Below are 23,587 nucleotides of genomic sequence, written 5' to 3'. Positions count from 1 at the left end.
TTTATGCAGTAGCTCAAAGCCGGCGCGCCAGCTACAACGACGCCTTCGCGCGAACATATAATCCTATAGGACTGTCTGATGCCCCGAGCCTTGCTGGCAAGCTTTGCCAATCGCCTCGCCATTCCCGATCTGCGCTGGGTTCCAGATGAAGGGCTGACCTTCTCACGCCTGCGGATCGAGCTGCTGTCCGGCCTGACGGTTGCTCTTGCACTGGTGCCCGAGGCGGTGGCCTTTGCCTTTGTGGCGGGCGTGCACCCGCTGGTCGGTCTTTATGCGGCGTTTTTGGTCGGTTTGATCACGGCACTGATCGGTGGACGACCGGGCATGATCTCGGGTGCGACCGGCGCACTTGCGGTTGTCATGGTGGCACTGGTGGCCGAACATGGGGTTGAATACCTGTTCGCGACCGTTGTTCTTATGGGAATCCTTCAGGTCATCGCCGGGGCGATGCATTGGGGGCGCTTCATCCGTTTGGTGCCGCATCCTGTCATGCTGGGCTTTGTGAACGGTCTGGCCATCGTGATCTTTCTTGCCCAGATGGGACAGTTCAAAGTGCCCGGAACCATGGAAAACACCGGTCATGGCATGGGCGGCGGCGAATGGCTGTCCGGGATGCAGCTTTACACCATGCTGGGACTTGTCGGGCTGACAATGGCAGTGATCTGGATCATGCCCCGGATTACACGCATCATTCCTGCGCCGCTGGCTGGTATTCTGGTTGTCGCGGCAATCGTGATCGGTTTTGGCCTCGATGTGCCGCGCGTCGGCGATCTGGCATCGATTGAAGGCGGCCTGCCTTCGTTCCATATTCCAATGGTACCTCTGAACTGGGAAACCTTTGAGATCATCCTGCCATATGCAGTCATTCTGGCCGCCATCGGCCTGATCGAATCCCTGCTGACCTTGAACCTCGTGGGTGAGATCACAGGCAAGCGTGGTGGGGCGTCTCAGGAATGCATCGCGCAGGGCGCGTCGAATATCGTGACCGGATTTTTCGGCGGCATGGGCGGTTGCGCGATGATCGGGCAGTCGATGATCAACGTGAAATCCGGCGGGCGTACTCGTATTGCCGGAATTGCAGCAGCGCTTTTCCTGCTGATCTTCATCCTGTTCGCATCACCCCTGATCGAACAAATCCCGCTGGCCGCGCTGGTTGGCGTTATGTTCATGGTTGTGATCGGCACCTTTGCGTGGAACTCGTTCAAAATTCTGCGCAAAGTGCCAATGACCGATGCCTTCGTCATCGTTCTGGTCACCGTCGTAACTGTGATGGAGGATTTGGCCGTTGCCGTTGTGGTCGGCGTCATCGTCTCGGCGCTGGCCTATGCCTGGAACAATGCCAAGCGCATTCACGCGGTCACGCGTGACTCCGAGACCGAGAAAGGCGCGAAAGTCTATGAAATTCAGGGGCCGCTGTTCTTTGGGTCTTCTGACGGCTTTATCGAACTGTTCGACGTCCCGAACGACCCCGAAACCGTTATCATCGACTTCGCCGAAAGCCGCGTGGTGGATCAGTCCGCCCTGCAAGCCATCGAAAACATCGCCGCAAAATACGAGGCGGCAGGCAAACAGGTCATGCTGCGTCACCTGAGCCGCGACTGTCACAAACTGCTGAAAAAAGCGGGACACCTCATGGTCGACAGCGATGATGATCCGGATTACGAACTGGCGGTGGACTACTCTGTCCGCACCGGCATTCTGGGCGGGCACTGACTTTGAAAGGCGGCTGAACAAGCCGCCTTTTTCAAAGGGCCAGACGCTCCAGGTTTTCGATATCTCCCCTCAACAGGACGCTTTCGGCTTCGATGATCAATTCGGCTGGCCAATCCCACCACTTCAAAGCAAGCAACCGCTCGATCTTGCCGGCGTCAAAACGATACCGCCTTACCTCGGCAGGATTGCCGGTGACAACCGAATAAGGCGGGATTGTCCCGCGAACAACTGAACCCGCACCAATTATCGCTCCGTCACCGATACTGGCTCCTGGCATGATCAGCGCGCCATAGCCGATCCAGACATCGTTGCCGACTAGGGTGTCCCGGGCGTCTGGCTGATATTCCAGCATCCGTTCCGGATCGAAAACCGGAAAGGGAAAACAAGTTATCCCATCCGTTGCGTGATTTGCCGAAGCTGTCACAAAGCGGACGCCATGGGCAATTTGGCAAAACTTTCCCAAAACCAGCTTTTCACGCGAGAACTCGAACAGGTAAGGCGCCAAACGATTGGCCCAATCCTCGGGCGCGTCAAAATCCGACGCATAGGTGTAATCGCCCACCTGAATTCTGGGGTGGTCGATCACCTGTGACAGAAAGGCTGTTCCTTTGTGTTCCGTACCATCTGGCAGAGTGACAGGATATCGGCGCGCAGCGTCAGGCAGAGGCATCAGTCATCCGGTCTCGAAAGGCTGAACAACTCGGAAACGACAGAGTAATCGCGATACCCGAGCCGCGCCAAAGGTTGGAACGAGGTCACGTCAAACTTGCCGCCCCGAATGTGATCGTCGTGCAGGTGCACACCCGTCACCTCGCCAAACACCACCCGATTGGCTTCACCGGGCAGCGAGACGATCTGGGTCAGCTTGCATTCCAACGCAGCTGGGACCCCTTCGATCCGTGCGCAGGGTATGGTTTCGCATTCTATGGGTGAAAGCCCGGCATGCGAAAACTCATCAACTTCTTTCGGCAACCCGGCCGAACTTGCATTCATTGCGTCCCGATGCGCATGGGCCACGACATTTACGCAAAACACGCCCGTGGCCTCGATATTGGCGATGCTGTCCTTGCCGGCGTTCTGATCCTGTTTGGTGCCGGTCGAGGCAAACATGACCTGCGGTGGCGTATAGGCGACGCCGTTGAAGAAGGAATAAGGCGCCAGATTGTTGATCCCATCCGCGTCCCGAGTCGAAATCCAGCCAATCGGACGCGGCGTGATGATGGCGTTGAACGGGTTGTGCGGTAATCCGTGGCCGTCTTCGGGGCGGTAGAACATCTGATCTCCAAGCGTTTGCCCAAGGCGTAGCGAAGTGCTAGGGCGATTGCCAGCAAGTAAATGAGGGCAGGGTGCAGCAATTCGGGATCAGGCCGGAAGAGCCGGACGACTGGTGGGAGGTCGAAGCCCTGTATGACCTGTGTTTTGCGCCGGGTCGCGAGGCTTTGTCGTCCTACCGCTTGCGTGATGATGTGCCGCCGGTTGCGGGCTTGTCTTTGGTCGCGCGCGACGGTCAGGGGATTCTGGCCGGTGCGATCCGGTTCTGGCCGGTTCATGTCGGTGATCACGATGCTCTGCTGTTGGGGCCGGTTGCCGTGCACCCCACCCATCAGGGTGAAGGCCTTGGCGGATATCTGATACATGCAGGAGTCGAAGCGGGGCACACCCGCGGTTGGCAAAGGGTCATGCTGGTCGGGGATGAACCCTATTACAGCCGGTTCGGTTTCACGCGATTGCACGCGGTCGAGATGCCTCCGCCCACCAACCCTGACCGGGTTTTGGGGCTGGAACTGGTGCCCGGTGCCTGGTCCGGGGTTCAGGGCGCGGTGACACGTTGGAGCCGCTGACCTATTGAAACCATGCTGCGCAACGCCGATGTTGAAAGGCAGGAGGGCGTGAATGCAGAACGTTGTTCTTGTTGAAAACGTGGATACCGAGGCCGAACTGGATCGTTTGGCGGATCACTACCGATCCGCCGGAGGGGCTGGCGTGAAACTTCTCAACAAACTTGGAGGATCAGCCGAGTCATTGCTGGAGCAATTGCCAGAACCCGTTCGGAATGGCCTGACAGGCGCAACCGAGCAGGCGTTATGGCTGGCGATGCATGCGGCCGAGGGTTCGCGGCGCGCGGTTCCTGATCAGCAGCCCTGGGTCAATACCGCAGTGACGACTGCCATGGGTGCGGCCGGGGGGCTGGGCGGTGTTTCGACAGCCCTGATGGAGCTGCCCGCGACAACCGCGATGCTGCTACGTGCCATTCAGGGGGCTGCGGCGCGCGAGGGGTTTGATCCCTCTGCCGAAAACGTAAAGTTCGATTGCGTCCGCGTCTTGTCGGCAGCGGGACCATTGTCGCATGACGATGGGGCGGACCTGGGTTTTTTCTCGGTCCGGCTGACCCTGACCGGACCGGCCATGCAACGCCTGATTGCCGCCGTTGCGCCGCGTTTTTCGATAGTACTGGGGCAAAAGCTTGCAGCCCAGTCCGTTCCTGTGCTGGGGGCATTGGCCGGCGGTGGCACGAACTATGTCTACACGCGCTACTATCAGCAAATAGCGCGCGTGCATTTCGGTTTGCGCCGGCTGGCAATTGACGCTGACATCCCCCATGAGGATCTGGCGCGGCGGCTTTCTGCCCGAATGTAGGCGATATCTTGGGCGACGTGAGTGACTTGGCGTGTGACACATCATGTGGTATGATTGCAGGTGCCGGCCGCTAGATTAGGTGAGCGTACCAATTTGGATGGCTGACGTTCGACCGAAAGGGAGCGTCGCTCGATGAAAGCAGGATTGTTGCTTCATGACCTTCCAAAAGCTGCAAGGCAGCCCGTTTTGCGGCAATCTTCGGCTTTGTGTTTCCGGATCAAGCGCGGCCGTCCCAAGATTCTGTTGATCACGACACGCAAGTCGCGGCGATGGATCATTCCCAAAGGATGGCTCATCCCCGGTCTGAGCCCGCAGGAAACCGCATTGCAAGAGGCTTGGGAAGAGGCGGGTGTATCTGGCCGGATCAACGGGGCGCGACTGGGGCAGTTCCTGCACCACAAACATCATTCGAACCGGCCCCCATCCTTGTGTCTGGTGGATGTTTTTCCAGTGCATGTAAGCACTGTGTCGCAGGAATACCCCGAAATGGCCGAGCGTCGGCGCAAATGGTTTTCGCCGAAAAAAGCGGCGCAAAAGGTCGATTCTCATGAGCTTGCTGAATTGTTGCGCGACTTTAAGCCGTACTCTCATTAAAGTAGCATCTGATAGGCTTGATATTGTCACCTTGATCGGTATCTATTCGCCAATCGTTTTTTTGGACTGAACATGATTCAATACGCGTTGAAATGCAGCGAAGGCCACAGTTTCGACAGTTGGTTCCAATCCGCTGCAGCCTATGACAAGCTGGCCTCTGTGGGTATGGTCACCTGCGCGGTTTGCGGGTGCACGCAGGTCGAGAAAGCGGTCATGACGCCACGCGTCCGCCCGGCGCGGAATGCCCGGAAGGAGAGTGAAATCCGTTCCGCCCCGGAACAAAAGATCGACGTTGCCACCCCATCGCCCGAAATCGAGAAGGTTTTGGCCGAGATGCGCCGCCATGTCGAACAAAACTCGGATTATGTCGGGAAAGATTTCGCCAGCGAGGCGCGCAAGATCCATCTGGGCGAGGCGCCGGAGCGTGCCATCTACGGAGAAGCCAAGCTGGATGAGGCGAAATCCCTGATCGAAGATGGCGTGCCGGTGGCGCCGCTGCCGTTTGTCCCCAGCAGAAAGACCAATTGATCATGCACATCATGATCACCGGCGCCAATCGCGGCATCGGGCAAGCCCTGGCAAAGCGTTACGTGAACCGGGGGGACAAGGTCACTGGGACGGCGCGTGACGGCAGCATGCAGGTGCGTCTGGATGTGTCCGATCCCGTGCAGCAATCCGCCATGGCAGAACAGATGAAAGACCAGCCTGTCGATCTGCTGGTCTGCAATGCCGGCGTGTATCTGGACAAGGGGCATTCGATCGATGGCTACCCGGCCGACATGTGGGCGCACAGCTTTGCGGTAAATGTCACGGGGGTCTTTCTGACCATACAGACCCTGTTGCCCAACCTGCGCGCCGCGGGCGGCAAAGTTGCGATCCTTTCGTCGAAAATGGCGTCGCACACACTTGCGCCGGGTGGCAGTTATATCTACCGCGCATCCAAGGCGGCGGCTCTGAACCTTGGGCGGAATCTGGCGATGGATCTCAAAGATGACGGGATTGCCGTCGGCATCTATCATCCGGGCTGGGTTCAGACAGATATGGGCGGTGCAGCGGCGGATATCGATGTGGATCAGGCCGTATCCGGCCTGATTGAACGATTTGACGCCTTGTCGCTAGGCACAACGGGCTGTTTTGAAACCTATGACGGGCAACCGCACGCCTACTGAGAGGTCAATGCGGCTTTGGGGATTTCGAAGACCTCACCAGGTTCAATGTAGACCACCATCATATCGCCTCGCGTTTCATGTGAGATTTTCGAGGTCGAGTTGCTGGAGTCCGGCACGCCATCCTTGAAATAGATATTGCGCACATGTCCGCCTCCTAGGGCCACTGCGACCGTTATGTTTCCGTCATCATGGCGGCGCAGTTCGGCGTGGCAGCTTTGTACGGGATCACCGGCATTTGCAGCGCAGGGAATTGTGCCCAGCGCGTTCTTGCCGTCCGTCCCGGCGACACTCGCGACCTGGGCCAGTGCAGGCGATGACAGTAGGGCAAAGGCGAGGGCTAGGCGAAACATGAAGAACCTCTTGATCTGGTTGGTGTCCTTAGGCTGACATCGCGCCAGTGCAATGTAAAGCGGCCCTGCGCCGCAGGGGCGACCGCTTTGCGCCCTTGCCCTTGCGGTGCCCCTCGCTTATGAGGCACGGAACTTCTAATCCAAGGCGCGGAGACTTTTGCCCCCATGCCCGTACTCGTAATGAAATTCGGCGGCACATCGGTCGCCAATCTGGACCGCATCCGCCGCGCCGCCAAACGTATCGGCGTTGAAGTTGCCAAGGGCTATGACGTGATCGTCATCGTCTCGGCCATGTCGGGCAAGACCAACGAGCTTGTGGGCTGGGTGAATGAAACGTCGCCTCTGTTCGACGCCAGGGAATACGATGCCGTCGTGTCCTCGGGCGAGAACGTGACCGCTGGCCTGATGGCCCTGACCTTGCAGGAAATGGACATCCCCGCGCGCAGCTGGCAGGGCTGGCAGGTACCGCTGCTGACCAACAGCGCGCACAGTCAGGCGCGGATCGAAGAAATTCCGACCGAGAACCTGAACCAAAAATTCAGCGAAGGTATGCGTGTGGCCGTGGTTGCCGGGTTCCAGGGCATCAGCCCGGAAGGCCGGATCACGACATTGGGCCGGGGTGGGTCAGATACCACGGCGGTTGCCTTTGCGGCAGCCTTCGACGCCGAACGCTGCGACATCTATACGGACGTTGATGGCGTCTATACCACCGATCCGCGCATCTGCGAAAAGGCCCGCAAGCTGGACCGCATCTCGTTCGAAGAAATGCTGGAACTGGCGTCGCTTGGTGCCAAGGTTCTGCAAACCCGTTCGGTCGAACTTGCGATGCGGTACAAAGTCAAACTGCGCGTTCTCTCAAGCTTTGAAGAACAATCCGATGAGGCCGGCACGCTGGTCTGCGACGAGGAGGATATTATGGAATCCAATGTTGTGGCCGGTGTGGCCTATTCCCGCGACGAAGCCAAGATGACCGTTGTTTCCGTGGCCGACCGACCGGGTATCGCCACGACCATCTTCTCGGCGCTCAGCGAAGAGGGGGTGAATGTCGACATGATCGTCCAGAACATCTCGGACGAGGGGCGTACGGACATGACCTTTTCCTGTCCCACCGATCAGGTGGCCCGCGCCGAAAAAGCGCTGCTGGCGATCAAGGAAAAGGGCGAGCTGAACTATGCCGAACTGGTTGCAGACACTGATGTCTGCAAGGTTTCGGTTGTGGGTATCGGGATGCGCTCGCAATCGGGCGTGGCGGCCAAGATGTTCAAGGTGCTCTCGGATGAGGGGATCAACATCAAGGTCATTACAACCTCCGAGATCAAAATTTCCGTTCTTATCGACAGGAAATACATGGAACTTGCTGTTCAGGCACTGCATGATGCCTTTGAACTGGACAAGGCGGCCTGAGCTTATCGGCCAAAGGTATCGCCTGACACACTAAATCGGTTGGGCCATGTCAGACGGCACGGAAACAGAATCCCGCAAGCTGCTGCGGCGGTTGCGCGAAGAAATGGCGAGCGAAGCCGCCGGTCAGGAACGTCTTGACCGGATCACGCACCTGATCGCTGACAGTATCAGGGCCGAGGTGTGTTCCATCTACCTGTTTCGCGATGAAGATACGCTGGAACTTTGCGCGACCGAGGGGCTGTCTCCGGAAGCGGTCCATAAAACCCGGATGCGCATGGGCGAAGGTCTTGTGGGGCGGGTCGCCAAGTTCGGCAAGGTCGTCAACACCGCCGACGCGCCGTCGGCCAAGGGCTTTCGTTACATGCCGGAAACCGGCGAGGAACGATTTTCCTCGTTCCTTGGTGTGCCGGTTCAACGCCTTGGGGAAAAGCTGGGCGTTCTGGTCGTCCAGTCCCGCGAGGCGCGCGAGTTTTCCGCCGATGAGGTCTATGCGCTGGAAGTAGTGGCCATGGTGCTGGCCGAAATGGCCGAGCTTGGCGCTTTTGTCGGCGAAGGCGCGGCCCTGTCACCCCTGCACCAGCAATCGGTTCTGCTGCGCGGCGGCCCGGCGCAGGAAGGGTCTGCCGAAGGGCATGTCTGGCTGCACGAACCCCGCGTGGTGGTTACCAACCCCATTGCCGAAGACCCGCACAAAGAGCGCGAACGTCTGGTCGAGGCGGTGGAGGAATTGCGCGTCGGCGTCGACAAGATGCTCGAAATTTCGCAGGGCGGCGACAAGGAACAGCTGAAGGTTCTGGAGGCTTACCGTATGTTCGCCAATTCCAAAGGCTGGATGCGGCGGATGGAGGAAGACATAGCCCTGGGTCTCAGCGCCGAAGCTGCGGTGGAGAAAGAACAATCCCAGGCCCGCGCGCGCATGGGGCAGGTCACCGATCCTTACTTGCGTGAACGTCTTGCGGATCTGGACGATCTCAGCAATCGCCTGCTGCGCATCCTGACCGGGCAAGGCAAGACGGACAGTGCTGATTTGCCACCCGATCCGATCCTGATCGCGCGTAATATCGGCCCCGGCGACTTGCTGGAATACGGACGGGCGCTGAAGGGGATCGTGCTCGAAGAAGGCTCTGTCGGCAGTCATGCCACGATTGTTGCGCGGGCGCTTGCGATTCCTTTGGTCGTGCATGTAGGCCGGATCACCACCGAGGCCCTGAACGGAGATCACATTCTGGTGGATGGTGATCAGGGCGTTGTGCATCTGCGCCCGGAAGACAGCGTGGTCAGTGCCTTCCGCGACAAGATCGCGATGCAGGCAAAGGCGCAGGAACGTTATGCGTCGATCCGCGAAACACCCTGCGTGACGCGGGACGGATCGCGTATCAACCTTGTGATGAATGCAGGTCTGATGGCCGACCTGCCATCGCTTGGCACCTCGGGCGCCGAGGGCGTTGGCCTGTTCCGCACTGAACTGCAATTCCTGATCCGCAACCAGATGCCGAAACGGTCAGAACTGGTCAGCCAGTATCAGCGCGTTCTGGACGCGGCTGGTGGCAAAAGGGTGGTATTCCGCACACTCGATATCGGGTCGGACAAGGTTCTGCCCTATATGAAGCACGTGGCGGAACCAAACCCGGCGCTGGGCTGGCGCGCCATTCGGGTCGGTCTGGACAAGCGCGGCGTGATGCGGATGCAGTTGCAGGCCCTGCTGCGCGCCGCCAATGGTCGACCGCTGACCATCATGTTCCCTTTTGTCGCGCAGGCCGAGGAATATCGCGAAGCCCGTTGGGAAGTGAACAAAACGATCGAGCGGGAAAAGCGATTGGGTCATGTGCTGCCCGAGATGCTTGAAGTTGGCGCGATGCTGGAAACGCCGTCGCTGGCCTTTGCGCCGCAGAAGTTCTTTGACGAAGTGGACTTCATTTCGATAGGCGGGAACGATCTCAAGCAGTTCTTCTTTGCCGCTGACCGTGAGAACGAACTGGTCCGGCGCCGCTATGACACGCTGAATGTCAGCTTCCTGAGCCTGATGGAACGCATCGTCGAACGCTGCGATATCTCGGACACGCCGCTCAGCTTCTGTGGTGAAGATGCAGGCCGCCCGGTCGAGGCCTTGTGCCTTGCGGCGATGGGGATACGGACGCTGTCGATGAGGCCTGCCTCGATCGGCCCGGTCAAAAGCCTGCTGTTGCGGTCCAATCTGACGGAGGTTCGCAAGATCATCGCTGACGCGCGCCACCGCGGAGAGCAATCGGTGCGTCCTGCGGTCATGGGCTGGCTGCGCCATCAGACCTGATGCGCTAAACGGCACGGTTTCTTCAAACTGTGCTTGATTTTTCATGGGCGGTTTTCTAATAGACATGCAATGTTAGCGATAACATGTCAGGTTTTGCGGGGTATCACGCCGTGCTAAGCTGATATCGGCAAATTCAGAAGGAGCCTGTGATGGTTTCACGCGTAATTCCGGTAGAGCCATTTGATCTGGTGCTTTTCGGTGCGACCGGCGATCTGGCGCAGCGTAAAATCCTGCCGGGCCTGTACCATCGCTTCGAGGTCGGGCAAATGCCCGACGGCGCGCGGATCATCGGTACGGCACGCTCTGATATCGACAATGACGGGTTTCGCGATCAGGTCCGAAAATCGATGGAACAGTTCGCGCCCGGTTTTTCCCGGGAAACAATGGATCGGTTCCTTGCCCATGTCGAATATGTGCCCGTGGATGCTCTGGGCGAGGCCGGGTGGTCCGATTTGAAAGAACGGATGCGCGAAGACGTCGTGCGGGCCTTTTATTTGTCCGTTGGTCCAAGCCTTTTTTCGGGTATCGCGCAGCGGCTGCATGACGCCGGTCTTGCGACACCGGACAGCCGCATTGTCGTCGAAAAACCATTTGGGCACGATCTTGCCTCGGCGAAGGCGCTGAACGAAGGCTTGCGCGCCTGTTTCGAAGAACATCAGATTTATCGGATCGACCATTACCTGGGCAAAGAGACCGTGCAGAATCTGATGGCGCTGCGCTTTGCCAACTCGCTGTTCGAACCCCTCTGGAATTCGACCCATATCGACCACGTGCAGATCACGGTGGCCGAGACCGTAAGCGTCGAAGGGCGCGGGGCCTATTACGATCAGTCCGGCGCAATGCGGGACATGGTCCAGAACCATCTGGTGCAGTTGCTGTGCCTGACCGCAATGGAACCGCCGTCGAAATTCTCGCCGAACGCGGTGCGCGATGAAAAGGTCAAGGTGATCGAAGCGCTGGAGCCCGTGGCCCAGTCTGACATCGCGCGCGGTCAGTACCGGGCCGAAAAGGGCGAGGGCGGTTATGTCGATCATGTCGGCAACCCTGCCAGCCGCACCGAAAGCTTCATCGCCCTCAAGGTTCATATCGGCAACTGGCGTTGGGCAGGTGTGCCGTTCTATCTGCGCACTGGCAAGCGTCTGCGCGCGCGGGAATCCGAAATTGCGGTGTTCTTCCGCGATCCGCCGCACACGATTTTCCCCAATGTCGGCCCTCTGCACGGAAACGTTCTGGTGATCCGGTTGCAGCCTGACGAAGGCATCACCCTGCGCACCACGATCAAGGATCCGGGGCCAGGGGGCTTCCGGCTGTCGGATGTCGCGTTGGACATGAGTTTTGCCGATGCGCTTGGGGCCGAAGCGCAAGCCCCCGATGCTTATGAGCGGCTGATCATGGATGTCATCCGTGGCGATCAGACATTGTTCATGCGCGGGGACGAGGCCGAGGCCGCCTGGGCCTGGGTCGACCCCATCATTCAGGGCTGGGAGCAGCGCGGAGACCGCCCATCCCGATACGATCAGGGCAGTTCAGGCCCCGAAGAAGCATTGATGCTGATGCATCGCGATGGGCGCCGCTGGCGTCAGATCGGAGGGTAATCATGGTTCACTCAGTCATTTCCGATGTCACCAAACGGATCATCGACCGCAGCGCCGACCTGCGCGGCCCACATCTTGAACGGATGGAGCAGGCCAGATCCAAGGGTCCTGCCCGTGCGCATCTGTCCTGTAGCGGTCAGGCCCATGCCTATGCGGGCGCAGGCGAAGATCAGCAATCGATGGCCACCGGCACCGCCGGCAATCTGGGCATCGTCACCGCTTACAATGACATGCTTTCGGCCCATCAGCCGTTTGAACGTTATCCCGCCCTGATCCGCGACGCGATCCGCGCCGCCGGCGGAACGGCACAGGTGGCAGGCGGTGTGCCAGCCATGTGCGACGGTGTCACCCAGGGCGAAGCGGGGATGGAGCTGTCGCTGTTCTCGCGCGACGTCATCGCGCTGGCAACCGGTGTGGCGCTTAGCCACAACACCTATGACGCGGCTGTTTTTCTTGGGGTGTGTGACAAGATTGTGCCCGGCTTGATCATCGGCGCGCAGGCCTTTGGCCATCTGCCGGCCGTATTCCTGCCCGCAGGCCCGATGACCAGCGGCTTGCCGAACGACGAAAAAGCCAAGGTCCGACAGAAATTCGCCGCCGGGGAAGTGGGCCGCGAAGAGCTGATGAAGGCTGAAATGGCGGCCTATCACGGCCCCGGCACCTGTACCTTTTATGGCACCGCCAATACCAACCAGATGCTGATGGAGTTCATGGGGCTGCACCTGCCGGGTTCCAGCTTCGTCAATCCGAATACCCCGCTGCGTGACGCCCTGACCGAGGAAGGCGCGCGCCGTGCCCTGTCGCTCAGCGCGCTGGGCAACAGCTATACACCGGTCTGTCAGGTTCTCGATGAACGCGCTTTCGTCAATGGCATCGTCGGTCTGATGGCGACCGGTGGTTCAACCAATCTGCTGATCCACCTGATCGCCATGGCGCGCGCTGGTGGTATCGTGTTGGACTGGCAGGATTTTTCCGATATTTCCGCTGTGGTTCCGCTGGTTGCGCGGGTTTATCCCAACGGCCTGGCGGATGTGAACCATTACCACGCGGCCGGCGGACTTGGGTACACGATCGGTACATTGCTTGAACAAGGCTTGCTGCACCCGGACACGCTGACCGTCGCAGGGCAGGGGCTGCACAACTATACCAAGGAACCCAAACTGATCGATGGTGAGTTGATCTGGCAGGATGGTTCGGGACACAGCCTGAACGAAAAGATCCTGCGCCCGGCCAATGACCCGTTCCAGCCCACCGGGGGCCTGTCGCGCCTGACCGGTAATCTGGGCACCGGGGTCATGAAAGTATCAGCCGTCGCGCCAGAACATCAGGTCGTCGAAGCACCCGTGCGGGTGTTCCACGATCAGGATGAGGTAAAAGCCGCCTTCAAGGCCGGAGAGTTCACAGATGACGTCATCGTCGTGGTCCGCTTTCAGGGGCCAAAGGCCAATGGGATGCCTGAACTGCATTCTCTGACCCCGATACTGTCGATCCTGCAAGGCAGGGGGCAAAAGGTGGCGCTGGTCACAGATGGTCGCATGTCGGGTGCATCCGGCAAAGTACCCGCCTCCATCCATGTCTGCCCCGAGGCGCTGGACGGCGGGCCCATCGCCTACCTGCAAGACGGTGATATCCTGCGTGTCGACGCGGTCAACGGCGACCTGGAAATCCTGACCAAAGGGGTATTGGACCGGTCCCCCGCCACCGCCGACCTTTCTGCCAATCAACACGGTGTTGGGCGCGATCTCTTCGCTGCGTTCCGGCAGAATGTCGGGTCCGCCGACACTGGCGCCAGCATATTTGGAGCGTAATAGATGTCCAAAACTCAACGCACCCGCGAAATCTGCGCCCTGGCGCCCATTGTTCCGGTGCTGGTTGTCGATGACGCCGCACAGGCCCGCCCGCTGGCCGAGGCGCTGATCGCCGGCGGCTTGCCCGCGCTTGAGGTGACCTTGCGCACCCCGGCGGCACTGGATGCGATCAAGGTCATGTCCGAGGTGCCCGGCGGCGTGGTCGGTGCAGGCACACTGGTCACGCCCGAAGATGTCCGCGCTGCCAAACAAGCGGGTGCGCTTTTCGGCGTTTCCCCCGGTGCCACGGATGCCCTGATCGCGGCCTGCGAGGCCGAAGACCTGCCGCTGCTGCCCGGTGCCGCGACGGCAAGCGAGGCTATGGCTTTGCTGGAAAAGGGTTATGACATGCTGAAATTCTTCCCGGCCGAGGCGTCGGGCGGCGCGCCCTCGCTCAAGGCAATCGGCGCGCCGCTGCCCCAGATCAGCTTCTGTCCGACGGGGGGCGTGTCCCCCTCCAACGCCCGCGACTACCTGTCATTGCCCAACGTGATCTGCGCTGGCGGAAGCTGGGTCGCACCAAAGCAACTGGTCGACAACGGCGATTGGGCCGGGATCGAGACACTTGCGCGCGAGGCGTCGAAGCTGGCGGATTGACGCCGCGCGGCCTCTCGGTAATGTGGGCGTCAATTCATACAGGTTGACCCCATGACACAGACAGTTGCCCTTTCCCAGGGGCGGACATATTTGGCCATTCCGGGCCCTTCGGTCATGCCGGATGCGGTTTTGCAAGCCATGCATCGTCCGTCGCCCAACATCTATGATGGCGAACTTATTGATATGATGCCCGGCCTGACGCGCGATCTGTGCCGGGTTGCCGGCACAAAGCACAACGTTGCCATCTATATCGCCAATGGCCACGGCACCTGGGAGGCGGCACTGTCCAACGTGATCGCCCCCGGCGAAACCGTTCTGGCCCCTGCCTCGGGCAGGTTCACCCATGGCTGGGCAGAAATGGCCGAAGGGATCGGGGCAAAGGTCCAATTGATCGATTTCGGCACCTCGTCAGCCTGGGATTTCGACCGGATCGCAGATGCGTTGCGTGCGGATCGAAACCACCAGGTCAAGGCGGTTCTGGCGGTCCACGTGGATACATCCAGTTCGATCCGAAACGATATTCCGGCGCTGCGCAGGCTTCTGGACGACCTGCACCACCCGGCGCTGCTGATGGCAGACTGCATTGCCTCGCTGGGCTGTGACAGGTTCGAGATGGATGGCTGGGGCGTCGATGTCACAGTTGCCGCTTGCCAAAAAGGCCTGATGACCCCGGCGGGCATCGGCTTTGTTTTCTTCAACGAGAAAGCACAATCCAAACGGGCCACCATGCCGCGCGTTTCGCAATATTGGGATTGGCAGCCGCGCGCTAATCCAGATCTGTTCTATCAGTATTTCAACGGCACCGCGCCCACGCACCACCTCTATGGCCTGCGCGCCGCGCTTGATCTGATCCATGCAGAGGGGATCGAGCAGGTCTGGGCCCGCCATGAGCGCCTGGCCAATGCCATCTGGGCGGCCTGTGAGACCTGGGCCGAAGGCGGCATGTTGTACCTGAACGTCGCCGACCGTGCCTTTCGCAGTCACGCCGTCACGGCCCTGCGATTGACCGAAGGTCGCGGCACGGCCCTGCGTACGTTCACTGAAACCCGGTTGGGCCTGACATTGGGCATCGGCCTTGGGATGGAGGATTATGACAGCTGTTTCCGTCTCGGCCACATGGGGCATATCAACGGGCAGATGGTCATGGCGATTCTGGGCGGTGTGGAAACGGGCATGGCTTCACTTGACATATCGCGTGGCAAGGGGGCCCTTGAAGCCGCCGCCGCCGTGCTGGCGGCCTGACACCCTACGGGCGTGTCCGCAGGATCCGCCTCTTCATCTGGCCAAAAATATCCTCGGGGGGAATCGCGCCCTTGCGCGATGGGGGGCAGACAGCCCCCCTTTGCTGTCCGACCGGGCGCAAAGGGATCAATCAGCGCACCCGCGCGACCGCGAGCGCCTTGGGCAAAGCCGCGGCGAACGCATCCAGATCAGACGCCGGGCCACAGCTTACCCGAATGCACCTGTTCTGCGGTGCCGCGAACGGCATTCGGACAAAAATCCCCTGCGCCACCAGGGCGTCCAGCACGGCCTTGGCAAAATCCCCGTCGCGCCCGCAGTCAATCGCCACGAAATTGGTGGCCGAAGGCAGGGCCGCCAATCCGTTTTCCCGGGCAATCGTACCGATCCGCGCGCGCGCCTCTGCGATCTGCGCCTGAACATGCTTCAGCCACGCGCCATCCTGCAAAGCCGCCAAAGCACCGGCCTGTGCGGCGCGGTTCATGCCGAAATGGTTGCGCACCTTGTTGAAGGCCGCGATCAGATCTGGCGTGCCCATGGCATAGCCAACCCGCGCACCCGCCATGCCATAGACCTTCGAGAAGGTCCGCATCCGGATTACGCGCGGATCATCTATACTGACAGGTGCCGCCGTCCCTTCGGGCGCACATTCCACATAGGCCTCATCCAGAACCAGAAGGCACCCATCAGGCAAGGCATCCATGGCAGCCACGATGTCCGCGCCGGAATGCCAGCTGCCCATCGGATTGTCCGGATTGGCCAGATAGACCAGCTTGGCACCAACCTCAGCTGCCTTGGCAAAAAGCGCCGAGGGGTCCTCGTGATCACCTGAATACGGCACTTTGTGAAGAATGCCGCCGAACCCGGCCACATGATAGTTGAAGGTCGGATAGGCCCCGTCCGAGGTGACAACCGCATCCCCGGGCCCGACGATCAGCCGAACCAGATAGCCCAGCAGCCCGTCAATACCTTCGCCCACGACGATATTTTCCGGCGATACGCCGTGATGGTCGGCCAAAGCATGGCGCAGGTCATGGTTTTCGGGGTCGCCGTACATCCAGATCTCTGACGCGGCATGCGCCATGGCCTGGGTCGCGCTGGGCGAGGGTCCGAAAATGCTCTCATTGGCGCCCAGTCGGGCCACAAAGGACGCGCCGCGCTGGCGCTCTTGCGTTTCCGGGCCGACAAAGGGCACGGTGGAGGGCAGGGATTGGGCAAGCGGGGTGTATCGAGGTCCGGTCATGTCCGCAGATAACCCCAAGCCCGATCGATGAGCAAGCGCGCACAGGCGTTGGGCGTGCTGGAAAAGAAGTAAGAACAAAGGAGCGCAGATGCGCATTCTCTCGATCGTTGTTCTCCTGGGGCTTGCCTATCTTCTGATCTGGCCGGTCCCGGTAAAACCTGTCGCTGTCAAAATGCCGGAAGATGCCGGGTTTGTCGGGAATTTCGTTGAAAACAAGGCACTGGATGCGGCGCAGTTGATCCGCCTGCCGGGTCAAGAGATCGGGCCCGAAGACATCGCCGTCATGCCAGATGGCACGATCTACACAACCGGCCTGTCAGGTACCCTTTACCGCATCGACGGGGCGGAACCGGTCGAGGTTGACCAACTTGGCGGGCGTCCGCTGGGCCTCAAGGCCGGGCCGGATGGCGCGCTTTACATCGCTGACAGCTATCGGGGCGTGATGCGTTGGACCGGTCCGGGCACATTGGACACGCTGGTAGGTGACATCAACGGCGCACCAGTGATCTACGCCAACCAGTTGGATGTGGCGCGGGATGGCACGATCTACTTCTCGAATTCATCTGACCGCTTCGATCCTGAAACCATGGGCGGGACCAAACCGACCTCTGTCCTCACCATCTGGGAACAGTCCGATACGGGTTACGTCGCGCGTAGCACACCCGATGGCCGCAGCGAGAAAATCGCCGAGGGCTTTGTCTATACCAACGGTATCGCGCTATCACCTGACGAGGATTTTCTGCTGATCGCGGAAACAGGTCGCGCGCGCGTGCACAAGCTGTGGCTGACCGGACCAAATGCAGGGCGGCAAGAGATCCTGCTGGAAAACCTGCCCGGCTATCCCGACAACCTCGAGGCTCAGGGCGACGGCACCTATTGGATGGCCTTCGCCAGCCCGCGTGTCCCGTCCGAGGCTCTGATGCCGTACCCGTTCCTGCGCAAGGTGATCTGGCGATTGGGTCCGGCAGTGCGCCCTGCGCCGATCCATCGCGGCATGATGGTGCAGTTCGATGGCGACGGAACGATCCTGCGCACGCTACAGGACCCGCAAGGCCGCTTGGGCATCACGACCGGCGGAAAGATCGCAGGCGATCAGTTCTATGTCATGACCCTCGACTCCCCATGGTTCGGGCGAATGCCTGTCAGCGACATGCCCTGACGTCGCAGTGGTATTCGGCATTCTGTCCGGGCATGTTTGTCACGATTGAATTACCGGAGGTCCTCCATGTCACGCGTATCCGTTGCCTATCAAGACCACGTTGCCCATGTCACTCTGACCCGAGGCGACAAGATGAATGCGCTGGATGATGCAATGATCAAGGCGCTTTTGTCCGCCGGGCAAGAGGTCGCGGCGTCGGATGCCCGTGCCGTGGTTCTGTCCGGCGAAGGCAAAAGCTTTTGCGCGGGACTCGACATGGCAAGCTTTGCCAAGATGGCCCATATAGACCCCACGGAATGGCTGATGACCCGCAGCCATGAAGACGCCAACGAGATGCAGGAGCTGGCGCTGATCTGGCGTCGCGTACCGGTTCCGGTGATCTGCGCAATTCAGGGCGTGGCTTATGGCGGTGGCCTGCAAATCGCGCTGGGCGCGGATATCCGTATCGCACATCCCGAAGCGAAACTGGCCGTGATGGAGATGAAATGGGGCATCATTCCCGATATGGGCGGAATGGTTCTGCTGCCCCGGCTGGTCCGGTCGGACGTGCTGCGGCTGCTGACCTACACGGCCCGCCCGATCGGTGCGCCGCAGGCGGCGGAGTGGGGCCTTGTGACGCAATTGTCCGACGATCCGCTGACCGAAGCGTTGGCCCTTGCCGAAAACATCGCGGGTCAAAGTCCTTCGGCCATACGTGCTGCCAAGCGTCTGATCGAGGTCGCTGAAACTCAGTCCCGCGCAGACATTCTGATGGCGGAATCCGCTGAGCAGGTGGAACTGATTGGCAAACCCGACCAGATGGAAGTTGTCATGGCGCAGATGCAGGGCCGCAAGCCCGTGTTCAAATGATCACCGCATGAAGGCCCGCCGTGCGTCGCGGGCCATGTTGTAGCGCATTTCCAGATCGGCGATACGGGCCATTGCGGCCTTACGCTCGGCGGGGCCCGTCAGGGTCGCATAATCGTGCCGCGCTGTGTCGAGCTGCTTTTTGATGTCGAATTCTTCCGGCAACACGCCTGCCTGCGCCATGATCCGATGGCTGGCGGCGGTGGCCGGATCGCTCAATGCCTCGGATGACCGGTCAGGCAGTGGTTGGCCTTCGCCCTCGAGGCCCTGCAACTGACCCTCGGCCTGGGCTTTCTTGATCTGGCGCTCGACCAGTTTTCCCAACGCTCCAAACATGGCCTCTTCATACTTGCTTTGAAGTGCGGTTTGAACCCGTTTACCGAAAGCGTTGTTTCACAAGATAGGCCATCCCGCCTGCCAGCAAGCCCCAGACCGCCGCACCAAGCCCGAACGCGGTGATCCCTGATGCAGTGATGGCAAAGGTCAGGATGGCCGCGTCGCGCTCTGCCGGAACTCCCAGCGCGGCGGATGTGGCATTGGCCATCACCCCGATCAGCGCAACACCGGTCAGCGTGCCCATCAACAGTGGATCGGCATGAATGGCGAACCCGGTAATCGCCACGGCGAACACCCCGAACAGGCAATAGAACAATCCACCCATCACGGCAGACCAATAGCGTTGCGCGGGGTCGGGGTGGCTGTCCTCGTTCGCGCACATCGCAGCGGTGATCGCCGCAAGGCAGGTGGCGGGGGCACCGAACGGAGAAGACAAGATGCTGGAAAAACCCACGGACGAGAACAGTTTGCCGGTCTGCGGCGCATAGCCAAAGCTGCGGATCACCGCGATTCCGGGAATGTTCTGGGTCGCCATCGTGACGATGAACAGCGGCACGGCAATCCCGATGACCGAAGCCACAGAGAAGCTGGGCGTGGTCCAGACCGGAGCCGCGATCCATTGCTTCGGCGTCAGCGACGCGTCCCCGGCGTTCAGAACCACGACGGCTGCCGCTGCTACGACCGCAGCCGGAACGGCAAACAGGCGGTTGATCCGGCCGGCGATGAACCATGTCATAATTACCGGCAAGGCTTGCCATGGCAGGTCAACCGCTGCCTGAAAGGGCAATATGCAAAGCGGCAGCAACACGCCCCCCAACATGGCCTGCGCCAGGGTCGTCGGTATCGCCGCAGCCATTCGCCCCAATGGTCGCCACAGCCCTGCCAACACGGTCAAAGCCCCCGCACAAAGGAACGCGCCTGTCGCTTCGGCAAACCCCAGCGCTGGTGTGGCGGAAACCGCCAGCAGGGCCGCACCCGGCGTGGACCAGGCCACGCTGATCGGCTGTCGGTACCACAGGCTCAGCACGATGGCGGTCAGGCCCATGGCGATCGCCGCCATCATCAATCCGGACGCCGCCTGCGCCGGGGACGCGCCCATCGCCGCCAACCCCTGCAAGACGATCGGGAAAGAGCTGAAAAAACCGACGATTGCCACAACCAGCCCGGTCGAGACTGTCTGGAACGGTGGGGCTTTGTGCGTCATGACGGCCTCGGAGAAATGTGTTCGCAGATTGCTAACAAGCAGGGGCAGGGTCGGGCAAGGTCCGATGGTGCAAAAGAAAACCCCGCCGTTGTGGCCGCGGCGGGGTTCCGGATTTGAGTATTTGGAAAAAGATGAAGATCAGGCGATTTCGGTCAGTCGGGCCAGCGCCTCGTTCAGTTTCGCCTCTTCCTCTTCGCGGGCGGCGAGGTTGGCTTTGGCCTCTTCCACGACCTCTGCGGGGGCCGAGGCCACGAATTTCGGGTTGTTCAGACGCCCGCGCAGGCCACCAAGTTCCTTGGCCAGCTTGCCCTTGGCCTTTTCCAGCCGTTCCTTTTCCGCGCCGATGTCGATGATGTCGGCCAGTGGCAGGCCAAAGGACGCGCCGGGCGCCGCGATCGAGATGGTGCCCTTGGGCAGCGTATCGGCCTTGGTCAGGCTGTCGATCCGGGCCAGTCGCTTGATCAGCGCCTCGTTCCGGTCCCAGGCGGCCTGGCCGTGGGCGTCGATCTCGGTCACCAGCATCGGCACGTACAAACCGGCCGGAACGCGCATCTGGGCGCGGGCCGAACGGGTGTTCTCGATCACCGAGATCACCCAGTTCATTTCGCGATCCGCGTCGGCATCGACCAGTTCGGCGGCGGCATAGGTCGGCCAGTCGGCATGCACCAGCATCTTGGCACGGGTGCCGGTCAGGCCCCACAGTTCCTCGGTGATGAATGGCATGATCGGGTGCAGCAGGACCAGGCACTGATCCAGAACCCAGCGCATGGTGGCGCGGGTTTCAGCCTGGGCCTCGGCGTCATCGCCTTGCAGCAGAGGTTTGGACAGTTCCACATACCAGTCACAGACCTTGCCCCAGATAAAGGCATAAAGCCCGTTCGCCGCGTCGTTGAAGCGGTAGCTGTCCAGCGCCGCGTCGACCTCTTCGCGCACGCGGGCGGTTTCACCGATGATCCAGCGATTGACGGCGGCCTTGGGGTTCAGGTCTGCCCCGTCCAGTTGCGGCACTGCGTCGGTGAAGACCTCGTTCATTTCGGCAAAGCGGACGGCGTTCCACAGTTTTGTGCCAAAGTTGCGATAACCGGTGATGCGTTCGCGGGACAGTTTCAGCACGCCGCCGATGGCCGCCATCGACGCGTTGGTAAAGCGCAGCGCGTCGGCGCCGAATTCGTCCACGATTTCCAGCGGGTCGATGACGTTGCCGGTGGTCTTGGACATCTTCTTGCCCTTCTCGTCGCGGACGAGCTGGTGCAGATAGACGGTGTGGAACGGGATCTGATCCACCACGGCCAGTTGCATCATCATCATCCGGGCGACCCAGAAGAACAGGATGTCGAAACCGGTGATCAGGACATCGGTGGGGAAGTAGCGCTGCAACTCCTCGGTCTGTTCGGGCCAGCCCAGCGTGCCGATGGGCCAGAGGCCGGAGGAGAACCACGTGTCCAGCACGTCAGGGTCGCGCCACACCGGATAGACCAGCTTGGTCGGATCCTGTTCAACGGCGTACTGCGCCAGGCTTTCGGCGAACCGATGGATCGCCTCCTGCTTGTCGGCGACTTCGACCACGGTCGCGTGGCTCAGAGGGCTGGGAATGTCCGCGTTGTCGTCCAGGAACTTTTCGGTAATGGCCTCAAAGCTCGCGGCACATTCCATGACATTGCCACGGTGCAGCATGCCGCCTTCGTTCAGCAAACGACCCAATTCAACCAGATCAAGGTCGCCATCATTCTCGTCGTCAATGAAGTCTTCTGCCGACAGGTCGAGACCATACCAAACCGGAATCTGATGCCCCCACCACAGTTGGCGGCTGATACACCAGGGCTCGATATTTTCCAGCCAGTGGTAATAGGTCTTCTCGCCCGACTCGGGGATGATCTTGACCGTGCCGTCCTTGACCGCGTCCAGCGCGGGGCCGACGACCTTGGCGGCATCGACGAACCACTGATCGGTGAACATCGGCTCGATCACCACCTTCGACCGGTCACCGAAGGGCTGCATGATCGGTTTGCTCTCGACCAGCGGCACCAGCGTGTCGGCGCCTTCCTGATCCGGCTTCAAAGCGGTCGAACCCAGACGCGGATCATCCGCGCGGGTCATCACGGCCAGACCATCAGCCGTGATCTCTTCCACCACCTTGGCCCGCGCTTCGAACCGGTCGAGACCACGCAGATGATCCGGCACCAGATTGATCGCGTCGATTTCGTTCTCGGTGAACGCGCGCCCAAGCGCGTAGTCCTGCGCTTTGCCTGCCTCTTCGGCATAAGGGGCCCCATCGGCCCGCATCGCGCCTTTGGTGTCCATCAGGCGGTACATCGGAATGCCGCCGCGCTTGGCGACCATGTTGTCGTTGAAGTCATGTGCGCCGGTGATCTTCACCGCGCCCGAGCCGAAATTCGGGTCAGGGTAGTCATCGGTGATGATGGGGATCTGGCGGCGATGCTCTTTCGGACCAACTGGGATTTCGCACAGCTTGCCGACGATCGGCGCATAGCGTTCGTCCGAGGGGTGCACCGCAACCGCGCCGTCGCCCAGCATGGTTTCGGGGCGGGTGGTGGCGATGGAAATATAATCACGCTCCTCGCGGAAGATCACATTCCCATCTTCATCTTTTTCCAAATACTCATATGTCTCACCGCCCGCCAAAGGGTATTTGAAGTGCCACATGTGGCCGGCGACCTCGATATTCTCGACCTCGAGGTCCGAAATCGCGGTTTCGAAATGCGGGTCCCAGTTGACCAGCCGCTTGCCGCGGTAGATCAGGCCTTTGTCGTACATGTCGACAAAAACCTTGATCACCGCGTCGTGGAAGTTGGGGCTGTTTTCGTGGCCCGTGCGCGGATCGCCCGCCGCACCGGCCATGGTAAATGCGTTGCGCGACCAGTCACAGGAAGAGCCGAGGCGCTTCAGCTGCTCGATGATGGTGCCGCCGTATTCACCTTTCCATTCCCAGACTTTCTCCAGAAACTTTTCGCGGCCCAATTCGTTGCGGCTGGGTTGTTGGGTGGCGGCCAGCATCTTTTCGACCTGCATTTGGGTTGCGATGCCGGCGTGGTCCTGGCCGGGCTGCCACAACGTGTCAAAGCCACGCATGCGGTGCCAACGGATGAGGATGTCCTGTAGGGTGTTGTTGAACGCGTGGCCCACATGCAGAGCACCGGTCACGTTCGGCGGCGGGATCATGATGCAAAAGCTCTCGTCGCGCGATTTGTTCGCGCCTGCCTTGAAGGCTCCGGCCTGTTCCCAGGCCTTGTAGATCCGGGCCTCGGCCTCGGCCGCGTTGAATGTCTTTTCCATCGCCATGGGATGCGTCCTGCGTCAACAAATTCGGGTCAGCGCCTGCAATAGCGAATGCGCGCGGCAAGGG

The 23,587-nt window shown here is 60.5% G+C and carries 21 protein-coding genes; 14 read left to right on the top strand and 7 right to left on the bottom strand.

Going from position 1 to position 23,587, the window contains the following annotated elements; genetic code table 11:
• The first annotated feature begins 78 nt into the window (after positions 1-78).
• Complete coding sequence (locus tag GS612_RS14185) at positions 79-1,713, top strand: SulP family inorganic anion transporter (protein ID WP_171641200.1); 1,635 nt, start codon at positions 79-81, stop codon at positions 1,711-1,713.
• 31 nt (positions 1,714-1,744) lie between these two features.
• Here GS612_RS14185 and GS612_RS14180 read toward each other — a convergent pair whose 3' ends face one another.
• Both GS612_RS14180 and GS612_RS14175 read right to left on the bottom strand, forming a co-directional pair.
• Positions 1,745-2,383: a CatB-related O-acetyltransferase gene (locus GS612_RS14180; RefSeq protein WP_171641198.1), complete on the bottom strand. Its 639-nt coding sequence runs from the start codon at positions 2,381-2,383 to the stop codon at positions 1,745-1,747.
• Positions 2,383-2,988 (bottom strand): flavin reductase family protein, encoded by a 606-nt coding sequence (locus GS612_RS14175; protein ID WP_171641196.1) that lies wholly within the window; start codon positions 2,986-2,988, stop codon positions 2,383-2,385. The genes GS612_RS14180 and GS612_RS14175 overlap by 1 nt, the downstream gene beginning before the upstream one ends.
• Positions 2,989-3,059: 71 nt before the next feature.
• Between GS612_RS14175 and GS612_RS14170 the strand changes: the two genes are divergently transcribed.
• From GS612_RS14170 to GS612_RS14150, 5 genes are all read left to right on the top strand, one after another.
• Positions 3,060-3,554, top strand: coding sequence for a GNAT family N-acetyltransferase (locus GS612_RS14170; RefSeq protein WP_152457277.1), 495 nt, complete (start codon positions 3,060-3,062; stop codon positions 3,552-3,554).
• A gap of 52 nt (positions 3,555-3,606) precedes the next feature.
• Positions 3,607-4,350 (top strand): EcsC family protein, encoded by a 744-nt coding sequence (locus GS612_RS14165; protein ID WP_171170805.1) that lies wholly within the window; start codon positions 3,607-3,609, stop codon positions 4,348-4,350.
• Positions 4,351-4,482: 132 nt separating this feature from the next.
• Positions 4,483-4,944 carry an NUDIX hydrolase gene (locus GS612_RS14160; RefSeq protein ID WP_171641194.1) on the top strand — a complete coding sequence of 154 codons (462 nt, stop codon included), beginning with the start codon at positions 4,483-4,485 and terminating at the stop codon, positions 4,942-4,944.
• A 72-nt stretch (positions 4,945-5,016) separates the two neighbouring features.
• Positions 5,017-5,472, top strand: a complete 456-nt coding sequence (locus GS612_RS14155; RefSeq protein ID WP_171641191.1) for a DUF1178 family protein — start codon at positions 5,017-5,019, stop codon at positions 5,470-5,472.
• A gap of 2 nt (positions 5,473-5,474) precedes the next feature.
• On the top strand, positions 5,475-6,113 hold the full coding sequence (locus GS612_RS14150) for an SDR family NAD(P)-dependent oxidoreductase (RefSeq protein WP_171641190.1): 639 nt from the start codon (positions 5,475-5,477) through the stop codon (positions 6,111-6,113).
• Here the strand turns inward: GS612_RS14150 and GS612_RS14145 are convergent.
• Positions 6,107-6,463, bottom strand: a complete 357-nt coding sequence (locus tag GS612_RS14145; RefSeq protein ID WP_171229619.1) for a hypothetical protein — start codon at positions 6,461-6,463, stop codon at positions 6,107-6,109. The genes GS612_RS14150 and GS612_RS14145 overlap by 7 nt on opposite strands.
• Before the next feature lie 165 nt (positions 6,464-6,628).
• Between GS612_RS14145 and GS612_RS14140 the strand changes: the two genes are divergently transcribed.
• From GS612_RS14140 to GS612_RS14115, 6 genes are all read left to right on the top strand, one after another.
• Entirely contained in the window at positions 6,629-7,867 is a 1,239-nt protein-coding gene (locus tag GS612_RS14140) for an aspartate kinase (RefSeq protein ID WP_171641188.1), read from the top strand.
• A 46-nt stretch (positions 7,868-7,913) separates the two neighbouring features.
• Positions 7,914-10,157 (top strand): phosphoenolpyruvate--protein phosphotransferase, encoded by a 2,244-nt coding sequence (ptsP, locus tag GS612_RS14135; protein WP_171641186.1) that lies wholly within the window; start codon positions 7,914-7,916, stop codon positions 10,155-10,157.
• A 149-nt stretch (positions 10,158-10,306) separates the two neighbouring features.
• Positions 10,307-11,752 carry a glucose-6-phosphate dehydrogenase gene (gene zwf, locus GS612_RS14130; RefSeq protein ID WP_171641185.1) on the top strand — a complete coding sequence of 482 codons (1,446 nt, stop codon included), beginning with the start codon at positions 10,307-10,309 and terminating at the stop codon, positions 11,750-11,752.
• Positions 11,753-11,754: 2 nt separating this feature from the next.
• Positions 11,755-13,560, top strand: a complete 1,806-nt coding sequence (edd, locus tag GS612_RS14125; RefSeq protein ID WP_216603606.1) for a phosphogluconate dehydratase — start codon at positions 11,755-11,757, stop codon at positions 13,558-13,560.
• Positions 13,561-13,563: 3 nt separating this feature from the next.
• Complete coding sequence (locus GS612_RS14120; protein ID WP_171641183.1) at positions 13,564-14,196, top strand: bifunctional 4-hydroxy-2-oxoglutarate aldolase/2-dehydro-3-deoxy-phosphogluconate aldolase; 633 nt, start codon at positions 13,564-13,566, stop codon at positions 14,194-14,196.
• A gap of 51 nt (positions 14,197-14,247) precedes the next feature.
• On the top strand, positions 14,248-15,438 hold the full coding sequence (locus GS612_RS14115; RefSeq protein WP_171641181.1) for an alanine--glyoxylate aminotransferase family protein: 1,191 nt from the start codon (positions 14,248-14,250) through the stop codon (positions 15,436-15,438).
• A gap of 130 nt (positions 15,439-15,568) precedes the next feature.
• Here GS612_RS14115 and GS612_RS14110 read toward each other — a convergent pair whose 3' ends face one another.
• The gene (locus tag GS612_RS14110; protein ID WP_171641179.1) at positions 15,569-16,678 is read right to left on the bottom strand and encodes a pyridoxal phosphate-dependent aminotransferase; all 1,110 of its coding nucleotides are present in this window, start codon (positions 16,676-16,678) and stop codon (positions 15,569-15,571) included.
• An 88-nt stretch (positions 16,679-16,766) separates the two neighbouring features.
• On the opposite strand from GS612_RS14110, the gene GS612_RS14105 reads away from it, so the two are divergent.
• Positions 16,767-17,837 carry an SMP-30/gluconolactonase/LRE family protein gene (locus GS612_RS14105; protein WP_171641178.1) on the top strand — a complete coding sequence of 357 codons (1,071 nt, stop codon included), beginning with the start codon at positions 16,767-16,769 and terminating at the stop codon, positions 17,835-17,837.
• Positions 17,838-17,903: 66 nt separating this feature from the next.
• The gene (locus GS612_RS14100) at positions 17,904-18,686 is read left to right on the top strand and encodes a crotonase/enoyl-CoA hydratase family protein (RefSeq protein WP_171641176.1); all 783 of its coding nucleotides are present in this window, start codon (positions 17,904-17,906) and stop codon (positions 18,684-18,686) included.
• On the opposite strand, the gene GS612_RS14095 is transcribed toward GS612_RS14100, so the two are convergent.
• The 3 genes from GS612_RS14095 to GS612_RS14085 form a co-directional block, all read right to left on the bottom strand.
• Positions 18,687-19,019 (bottom strand): DUF1992 domain-containing protein, encoded by a 333-nt coding sequence (locus tag GS612_RS14095; RefSeq protein WP_171117581.1) that lies wholly within the window; start codon positions 19,017-19,019, stop codon positions 18,687-18,689.
• Between the two features lie 40 nt (positions 19,020-19,059).
• Complete coding sequence (locus GS612_RS14090) at positions 19,060-20,250, bottom strand: benzoate/H(+) symporter BenE family transporter (protein WP_256367773.1); 1,191 nt, start codon at positions 20,248-20,250, stop codon at positions 19,060-19,062.
• A gap of 111 nt (positions 20,251-20,361) precedes the next feature.
• Positions 20,362-23,523, bottom strand: coding sequence for a valine--tRNA ligase (locus GS612_RS14085; protein ID WP_171641172.1), 3,162 nt, complete (start codon positions 23,521-23,523; stop codon positions 20,362-20,364).
• Positions 23,524-23,587 lie beyond the last annotated feature (64 nt).

This window comes from Ruegeria sp. HKCCD6157, assembly GCF_013110685.1.
Lineage (GTDB): Bacteria > Pseudomonadota > Alphaproteobacteria > Rhodobacterales > Rhodobacteraceae > Ruegeria.
The sequence above is the reverse complement of the archived record's forward strand: the minus strand, read 5'-3'. Positions and strand labels throughout refer to the sequence as shown.